Annotated in this window: 6 protein-coding genes; 4 read left to right on the plus strand and 2 right to left on the minus strand. The window is 47.5% G+C overall.

Annotated elements, in window-relative coordinates:
• Positions 1–120: 120 nt before the first annotated feature.
• Positions 121–429, minus strand: coding sequence for a GlsB/YeaQ/YmgE family stress response membrane protein (locus tag F1593_RS23370; protein WP_149403977.1), 309 nt, complete (start codon positions 427–429; stop codon positions 121–123).
• A 294-nt stretch (positions 430–723) separates the two neighbouring features.
• Between F1593_RS23370 and F1593_RS23375 the strand changes: the two genes are divergently transcribed.
• Together F1593_RS23375 and F1593_RS23380 are read left to right on the plus strand one after the other, a co-directional pair.
• Positions 724–2,178, plus strand: a complete 1,455-nt coding sequence (locus F1593_RS23375; protein WP_149403978.1) for an MFS transporter — start codon at positions 724–726, stop codon at positions 2,176–2,178.
• 376 nt (positions 2,179–2,554) lie between these two features.
• Positions 2,555–4,972 carry a transglutaminase TgpA family protein gene (locus tag F1593_RS23380; protein ID WP_172632389.1) on the plus strand — a complete coding sequence of 806 codons (2,418 nt, stop codon included), beginning with the start codon at positions 2,555–2,557 and terminating at the stop codon, positions 4,970–4,972.
• A 133-nt stretch (positions 4,973–5,105) separates the two neighbouring features.
• On the opposite strand, the gene F1593_RS23385 is transcribed toward F1593_RS23380, so the two are convergent.
• Positions 5,106–7,019, minus strand: coding sequence for a hypothetical protein (locus tag F1593_RS23385; protein WP_149403980.1), 1,914 nt, complete (start codon positions 7,017–7,019; stop codon positions 5,106–5,108).
• Positions 7,020–7,356: 337 nt separating this feature from the next.
• Between F1593_RS23385 and F1593_RS23390 the strand changes: the two genes are divergently transcribed.
• Positions 7,357–8,448, plus strand: coding sequence for a hypothetical protein (locus F1593_RS23390; RefSeq protein WP_149403981.1), 1,092 nt, complete (start codon positions 7,357–7,359; stop codon positions 8,446–8,448).
• Between the two features lie 83 nt (positions 8,449–8,531).
• A complete protein-coding gene (locus F1593_RS23395) occupies positions 8,532–9,266 on the plus strand; it encodes a hypothetical protein (RefSeq protein WP_149403982.1) in 735 nt (244 codons plus the stop codon).
• Positions 9,267–9,507: the final 241 nt, after the last annotated feature.

A 9,507-nucleotide genomic window follows, 5' to 3' on the forward strand; every position in this document is an offset into this window, starting at 1 on the left:
GGTGCAGAAAAGGTGCTATGCACCTTTTCTGCACCACACACTAAAAAGGGCGCAGGCGCGCAGGCGCCTGCCAGCAAGTGAGCAGCAAGATCCCGATGAGAGTGGGAATCAAACACTTTGTTAGCGCCCACCAGAGAGAAACTGCAGGATCGCGACGAAGATGGCTGCTCCGATAAAGGAGATGAAGATACTCCCACAAAAATGGAAAGTTCCCAGATCTAAGGCGCTGGCGATAATGGCTCCAATGACTGAGCCAACCAATCCCACAATAATATTGCCAATACAGCCGTAGCCACGTCCACGCACGATGGTGCTGGCTAATGCGCCTGCAATTAAGCCGACAATGAGCCAGGCAATGATATTCCCGGGCTGCAATATCTCAGTTATATGAATGCCGTGAATTGCGATAGCATGATTTGCCAATTGCATTCTGTATTTCCTCCTGCATCTTCGCTCGCGCTAGCAGTGTTTGAGCTTCGCGTATAAGTCAATATGAAGTAAAAGTTCTCTTTTATAAACGCTTTTTTTGCGCCTGTCTCCAATACTATTGTTAGTACGCGCGATAGCGGCCAGAGTTACAGCATAAATTTCTGTTTTTTCGTCGGTAGCCGCTTGATCAAATGAACAATGGTGAAGGAAGCCGTAATTGGAAACGGTGAATGCTTTCCCCGTCCTTGTAAACCAGTGTAGGGCAGACGACAGGCCCCTGAAACCTGTCCTTTTGTGCATTGTCAGGGGATTAGAGAATATGATAGGCTAGCCTATATCTGTTTATTCATTTATCTATCTATCTCTGTGTATGTGCAGGCCAGGAGTTTTCTGATTATGCCCTCGGTTTCCAATGATCCCAATTCTTCAGTGGAGTCGGTCCAGGATCAACAAAAGTCTTCATCTCGTAAACGACCATGGTCATTGTTTCAATTGCCTCGCAATGTTTATCTGTTACTGACATTTACTCTTGGCAAAGGTTTCCAGCTCAGTATTGCAAATCTTACTTTGAATTATTATGTGCACAGTCTGGGCTTCAAACCTGATTTTATTGGAATCTTCACTGCCATGTCGGCGATTGGTGCTATGATTGCGGCTGTGCCGGTTGGTTTGCTGGCGGATCGCTGGGGGCGTAAACCTGTACTCTTATTAACTGCATTTTTGTCCCCGCTCTTTCTGGCATTGATCGCGTTAGCCACCTCTGCTCCCTGGTTGCTGATATTAAGCTTTATTCAAGGATTGGTTTCAACAGCCTACTGGGTTTCCAATTTGCCGCTTCTATCTGAAAGTACCACTGAGGAGCAACGCGTGGGCGTGCTGGCAATGAATAGTTTTCTCTTACTGGGGATAGGATCTCTGGGCAATTTATTGGGAGGCTTTATTCCTGAATTGGCTGGTAGCCTGTTGCATGTCTCGGCGGCCAGTGCGCTGGCATTGCGCTGGGGCGTTTTTACCGCCTCTCTGTTTACCTTTGTCTTTGGCCTGCCACTGTGGTTCTTACAAAGTGCGCCCAAATCTTCATTCTCTGTAGCGGGTGCGGCTGGTGTGATGGATCTCGAAGCTAACGACAAGATAGTAGGTGAAGCGGTTGGCGGTACCGCCAGTAATCATCAACAGCCTATTCCACTGCTTTTATTTGGTAAACTGTTACTACCAGACCTGCTTTTTACTATGGGTGAGGGCGCTGTGGTGGCTTTGATACAGGTCTATTTCGTGTTACGCTTTCATCTATTACCGGGACCTCTTGGCGTCATTTTTACTGTCTCAGGCGTGGTTGGAGGACTGTTCGCGCTGTCGGCTCCTCTGTTTGTCAATCGTTGGGGCAAATTGCGTATTATTACCCTGGTACAGTATATCAGTGCTCCCTTAATGGTTCTGATTGGTATTGCACCTGTGTTACCGCTGGCGGTGGCGGGCGAATATACCCGTTCATTTTTGCGGACCCTGATCGAACCTGTCTATGCCGCCTTTGAGATGGAGCAGGTTACGCCCAAATTACGTGGTACCCTGGCCGGTTGTTATTCAGTTACCTGGAGCCTTGGTTTTAGCTTTGGTCCCGCCATCGCTGGCTGGCTGCAAACCAACGTAAATCTCACCATGTCATTTATCTTTGGCGCGTGCTGTTTGTTGATTGCACCAAGCCTGCTTCTCCTGTTCTTTGGGAAGAAAAGCTCACTCCAAAATGCTTGATGGTGACAGCAGGCATACAGACTATTTTGCACCGGATGCAGGGTATGGTTGTCATACCCTGCATCATTTTATGCTCTTTTGTTTGAATTTGCAACTCTGGTGTAAGGAAACCGTAGAAAGAAGAAAAAGAACGGATAAACGATGTTTGTGCTTTTTTTGATCCTGCCATGATAGGTAAGGCGGATAGGCCATTGCGTTCATTTGTTCTGGTTTTTGTTACGCATTGAAGTTGTATGACGTATCTATTTGTAGATCAGCATAAATATATGGTCCTAACTGTGATCCAAGCTACAGCTTTTGTCGGATGTACATTGTATACTCATTGCTTGATGGGTGTGGTGCCGTTGGGGATTGTTGCTGTATAGAGGAGTATTTGATGCGTTCGAGCCTTATTGAGAGTCAACGTCGGGTTGATGAAAGTGAACGGGACCTTCACGATCAAACTGGTCCATCTTCTGTCCCTGATATGCTAGCTTCTGATTTCCGTGCTTCTCGCGTAGACACACCTGTTTCTGCACCCTCCTCAAGCCGTTTGCCTTTCCCCCAGGAAGGCTGGTTAGCATTTCTGCTGCTGGCTATCGCGCTTTATAGCGTGGTGGTTGTGATTGTAAACGCAAATTGGGTTCACCAGAGTTTCGGTCTCTATATCTATCCTATCGTAGGATTATTGATTGGCTTTGGGATTGCTAAACTACCATTCCTACCACAGGCTCTGTTGCATCTACTGGCTTGCGTGATTGGATATTTCCTGGCTCTCTGGGGGACAGCTTATACCTTCCACATTTCCTGGCCTGAGGTGGTTACGGGATTGCGCTTCGCTGTGATGGGCCAGATTGCGCAACAGAGTTCTTTAGCGGGTGAAAGTGTTTTCTTCTTTTATCTCGCCTTCTTATGCTTTTTTTTGGGCTACTTTGGTAGCTGGCTGGTCTATCGTGTCCGGCTCCCCTGGCTGGTCGCACTGGTCTATAGCTCGATCATGCTGGTCAATCTCAACTATGTAAAAAATGATTTTAATCTTTTGATACTGGTTATGCTGGGCGCTTTACTACTCTTAATCGCACGAGTGCATCTTGCCACTATGCTGCTTCAGTGGAACCATGAAGGTTTATATACCGATAAAGTCTGGTTGAAAAAGTTGACTGGACGTTGTATGCAGGCAGCCTGTTTGGTGATGGCTATCGTGGTAGCATTGAGCTGGTTCTTTCCCGTGCTGGCACAGCCTGAAAGCGGCAAGTCATTGTGGAGTGGAATCGATACCGTCTGGAATAGCGCTCTCAACGGCGATTTATCCTGGAATACGGTCAATTCGTTTATCTCTTCTGCCTCAGGAGCGACTAACTATTTTGGCAATCAATTAACTATATCGAATAGTGTGCATTTGCCGACTGGCAATGTTCTTTCTTATGTGAGTTCCGATCATCAGTCCCATTATTTAGAAGGGGTAGCTTTTGATCATTTTAGTGGGAATAGTTGGACTAATAACAACAACTCTTTGTTAGCCGCCAACTATGCAGCGAATGCTAGTATGCTGATAGAAAATACCCATGAGACCCGGCGCATTACTACCAGCGTAGCGGTGTCCCAGACTATCAATGGTTCCAAAGATTATGTCTTTGCTCCAGCACAACCAATCAGTTTTAGTGAGCCAACCCAGGTGTTGCTGGTAGGTGATAGCAATGTTGGGACAACAATGACGGGTTGGATGCAGACACAACCACTGATTGCTGGCTCGCGTTATCAAGTCACTTCTGCCCTCTCTTCGGCGGCAGGACTTGAGAATATACCGTTGCCAGATGTCGCACCAGATGTCTGGCTACGTACTGCCTGGTTGCGTGCTTTGTATTTGCAAACCCCGACGGATCTCTCCCCTGACGTGGCAAAGACCATGCATGCATGGACCAAAAATGATACCAATGCCTATGCTGCTTTGAAGAGTATCGAATCCCATCTGAGTGATCCAAATACGTTTACTTATTCTTTGGATAATAGCGCCATTCCTCCTAATAAAGATGTGGTGGATTGGTTATTGCAAACCCGTACTGGCTATTGCACCTATTATGCCAGCACGATGGCTATCATGGGACGTCTCTTGCATATTCCAACGCGTCTCGTGACTGGTTTCAGTTCCGGCAAGTACGATAGCAGATATAAAGTCTGGACTGTAACAGGGGATGATGCCCATAGCTGGGTACAGGCGTATTTTCCTGAGACGGGGTGGATTGATTTTGATCCTACGCCGGGCTATTCTACGCAATCTCAAAGCGCGCCTTCTACGACTCCCTCACCAGTTGCGACGAAACCAGCCGTAAAAGCTACTGCCCAACCAACTGTTCAGGTACCAAACAATGCATCCTCTCATCCCACACCGACCGAACAGCAATCGTCGGACCCATCCACATCAGGCTCTCAGCTGGTTATGGTATGGATTGCCCTGGGATTCCTGCTGCTGGCATTTCTCTTCCTTGTCTTTGCTATTTACAGACGACGTACACATCAAGAGGATGTGCGGCATTCTAAAATAGCTGGCTTATATTGGCGCGCCTGTCGCGTTGCTGGCTGGGCAGGATTAGGTCCCAGTGCGTGGCAGACTCCATACGAATATACAAACGTATTGATACGGCATCTTCCCACCTATCAGGGAACCCTGTGGCGTATGACTGAATTATTTGTGCGCGAGCGCTGGGGAGCGCAACAACATATACCGCTGGAGGATGAGCAAACTATGCTGGAGCACTCCTGGCCAGCTTTACGGGCTAAACTCCTGCGTCTCTTCTTCGCTAAAAAGAAGCTATAAGACCCTGATTGCTCGTGATAAAAACACCTTGTTGTGAATAAATCTTTTTCTCTTCGGGAATGGAGGCAGGTCACGCCTGCCTCCATTCTTAATCTGACACCTGCTTGCCTTGCGCAGGCAAGAGACGCGCTATTTATTGAGGATTATGACCGGTTTCACATCCCATGCTGTTAGGATGATTATCTGCCGCTTCTTGCACGACTGTTTGATTTACGCCAGTCAGTTGCAGGTACATGCTTGGCGCTCCCATTTGCATGAGAGTGCTGGTGGATAATGGTAAAAAGACATCAACATGATTTGAGCATACCTCTGTACCAGTATCCTCTGCCGTACAATGATATGCGGGTGTCGTAGCGGTTGCGGAGGCGTATAAATCGAAAGTTGTCCCCAGTTTAAACTGAGCACTATAGACCGCGCATGCTCCACGATGGGTCTGTTGCCCATCAGCCATCGCACCGATATCATTATAAAACGTGACCATCACTTTTAGCCTCTTGCCATCCGTCGTAGTCGTTGTAGTCGATGCTGAAGAGGAATTGGATGGTGAAGTGGTTGGCTCTACTGTCGGATTATTATTGGGAGTGGTAGTGTTGTTTGGATTACTATCACTGCCAGAGCTATCATCTTGTATCCAGTATTGACCTTGAATACCCGGTGCATCGGGAGTCCATTGCGCCTGACCCCATATTTGTTGTTTACAAAGCCAGACATGGCCTTTGTAACTTACCCGGTCACCTGGATTGTAAAGTGTATTGTCAGAAGCCCATGCCTTCACATTGCTTTGCGCCTGGGCGTAATGCTGATGCTTCCGTTTCTGTTGACCTTGATCCAGGCTTTGGCCTTGCTTCTGTTTCTGTTTTTGATTTGTGTTTTGATTTTGATCCTGATTTAAGTTCTGGCTCTGATTGTCAGAGAAAGCAGTCAGGATTTTTGAGTAGGCAAATTGGTGCTGCATATCACGCTTGAAATCCCACATTGAGAGCTCACCGATGTGTTGGGATTGAGCATATTGTAATAATTCTTGCGTGCCAGAGGTTGAGATAGAGCTTTCGCTGGCAACAACGCCCGTCGGATTATCGATAATAGGCGTGATGCCAATCTGACGATAGATCTGGCTCTGCGTTAAGGTCTGGCCGTTCTGACTATAAAAAACCGACAACTGTTTCGCAACCGCATCAGCTGATTGACCAGCAACGTTCCCCATATCACAATTGTTGCATTCTGAGCCATAATACATCGTCATAATATTAAATACGTTCACAGGAACCTGATCACTGATGGCGCTTTGAACCACATCCAGTCCATCGGATGGATATGAGGAGTTGCTGTCATTGACCAAACCTTCTTTCACAACTGGAACCGTAAAGCTAACGGAAAGATTGATTCCTTTATTCTTTTCGATCTGGACCAGTTGCTTGATCGCTTGATCACGACGTGCATTCGCCAGTAAATCCGTTGATACCTTGCCTTCAATATCAAAATCAATATGGTCAATGTTATAGTGATCTACTACCGATTGATATGCTTGCTCAAGTGAAGTTGCGTCTGTACAGGCCTGCCCTAGCTCTCCATTTTGAGTATTATCTGCGGATTCGCCGCCAAAGGAAATCACAACATTGCCACCCGCATTTTGTAGATCGGCAATTTGTTGTTTTACCGTGTTTGCGATCACCGCTGTGCCATTTTGTGGATTGTTGTCATTGTCGAGTGTGACATTAGCCCCACCCCATTCAGGCGTACATCCATTGGCGGCCTCAATAAAGCTGAGCGTGAAATATTTGACACCAGACTCCTGTACCAATTGTGTTAACGTCTTACCACCAGTATCGGCACTGATATCAATATAAGGCGCAAAATAGTTGCTGGCAATCTCAGTGCTCCCCATAGGAACAGCTTTGCTATCGATAGAGGGTGCAATAGCAATAGGTATGGTTCTATGATGAGCATAGGCTAAGGTTGTAAAATGAACGGTTAGTGCGAGACCTGTTACGAAGCCAAGCAAAATAAAGACCGTTAAAAAGACATACCACTTTCGGGTTATCCTCATTCTCTCTCCTACAAGAATTACTATTCAGATTGTATTTTTGTATAAATTGTCGGTTAAGGGCATGATCATATGAAACAGAATAAATAATCTATTTGAGGATAAGCCCTCTTCTGGCTGGCTTCAATACCCAAAGAGGGACAGATTTTTTATTGGTTTTTGTCCTCTATCATTTGGATACCTTTTTTAATTGAAGATAAAGTTGTTTACCTATTCTTCGGCTGAAGTAGACTATGTTTATCTATGGATGCATGGATGATCGTTACTCACTATTGAGATCGCTCGTTTTCTACCTATGAATGGGAGTATCTGTAGGGTTTTGGGGGAGAACGGGTGAGCAATGTTTGTTGAGCCAATTGTGGAATGTGCCTATGGCTGGGGGCAGGTGTTACGGCTCTATCCTGAGCGCATGGAAGTGCAGGGAAAATCGTATTCATTATCTGAATTAAGCAATTTTAAACCTACCTATCGCCGTATCCTGGGGATGCCATCCATGCGGCTGGAATTGCAGTTTGGAGACAAAACTGTCATAGCGCGTGGTATTGCGGATATCGCGCTGGGCTTGAAATTAATTGGTTATCTTCATGCGTGGAGTCAAACTGCTATCACCTGCACGCTGGACGAGATTCCGGCCATCCAAAAACCACCGGCTCAGCAATTACTGACAGAACGTACTCCTCGCCCGCTGGTTCTCTCCCCTTCAACGGCAGCTACGCCGCAGGGGCACTTCTGGGAATATAACGCGCACGAAAAACCTACCGTGTCTACCCCATCCTATCATGGCGCTGTGGATACACTGCAGGTTTCCAGAGGGATAGTGCAAGGAGAGAACGCTCCAGCCTCGACCACGCTGGACGCGGTCCCTTCCTGGCCGTGGACAGATGAGCGACATCTACAACATAAGCAACGCCTGAAGCTCTTACAGGCGGAGCGCGAAATTCGATTCTATGGATTTGCTATTGAAGCCCTTGCCCTGCGGTTACGCAATGAGCCATTACCCCAACTCAGCGTACCGGTACAAATGATAGCTGGAGAATGTGCTCACTATCGTACCGAAGCCCGCGTCAATGACGAGCCGCCCCGTGAAGGCAAGCGTGTCAGAACGAGAGATCATGGCACCTTAATCCTGACTAACCTGCGCCTGATTTATCTAGGAAAAAAGCGCCATATCATACTTGGTTATGAACACATCCTACAGACTGCCCAGGTTCCTGGTGCGGTCGTTATCTCTTCCGAATACTGGGAACGCCAGCAATTCTTCATCATGCGTCGCCCTTTAGAATGTGCAATGTATCTAGAACACATCTTACAGTGTTTCCAACGTACTTTCTTTCCTGCATATCTGCATATCTCTGGTACGCAGCAACTATCCTGGGACCAAAAGCCATTGGAAGTGGAACCGCAACCACAATCCACCAGGATATTTCATTAGCCTTCTTTCTTATCATCTATACAAAAGTTGGTTGGTTGTCTGATGTAATCTGGCAATCAAGCCAAAGCAAGGAGATTTTTTTAATGATAATTGATACAATCATGGCGTTATGGAATCATATCTGGTTTAGCCGTTTAAAAAGAGTAATCGCAACCTGTCTCCTGTTAGGAGTTGGGGGGATAGTTATCCTCACGCTGGTCGGCTTGCCTGTTTTTTCGCAATCTTCCAATAGACACAAACAAACTGTGCAAGCAGAGCAGATGCCGCCTGCAACAGATAGCTCCATTGCCACCCAGCCGCATCCAGGTATGCTTATCACACCCACCAGTACAAAGATAGCCAGCGAAACGCCCACCCTCACTCAGCCCTTTCCTGTACCCATCCCAGCCCCATCGACAAATCCCCTCACACAGCCCACACCAGTTGTCATTGAGCCCACGTTTCCATTCTTGCCTGTTGCACCTGCACCCATAACTGCACCCGTATTTCCCTTTTATCCATCGCAGATAAAACAACCATTGCGCCATACCACGCCACAGTCCATGCCAGCCAGGCCTATTCATGCTCCCCATCTGTTTTTGCCGATTGGCACACCTACCGTACCCGTCCTGCCCACCACTGTGCCAACACAGCCAGCGGCCCCTACAGCTCCCCCAGTCCCCGTACCGACACCCGGTGCGGACGCCTCGCCAACATCCGGCAACTCCCCTGTCCCCTCCATGACTGGAACCATACCCGTTTCACCGGCCCCAACACCGCAAGATACCACCCCACCAACCAACAGCCCAACATCCCATATTGCCCTATTGGTAGCATAGAAACATAAAATGGCCTTACGTCGTCTGTATAAGCAGAACGTAAGGCCCATTCAAGCAAGAAAACAAAGTCATCTCATCCTTAAGTAGGGCTTGGGAGTGTAGCTCGAAGCGTACTGTAAAGCAGTATCAGCGGGATTGCAAAGGGCTGCAAGCCCCTGCCGGGTTTGAGAGTGTAGCTCGAAGCGTACTGTAAAGCAGTATCAGCGGGATTGCAAAGGGCTGCAAGCCCCTGCCGGGTTTG

The sequence above is a fragment of the Dictyobacter arantiisoli genome, assembly GCF_008326305.1.
Lineage (GTDB): Bacteria > Chloroflexota > Ktedonobacteria > Ktedonobacterales > Ktedonobacteraceae > Dictyobacter > Dictyobacter arantiisoli.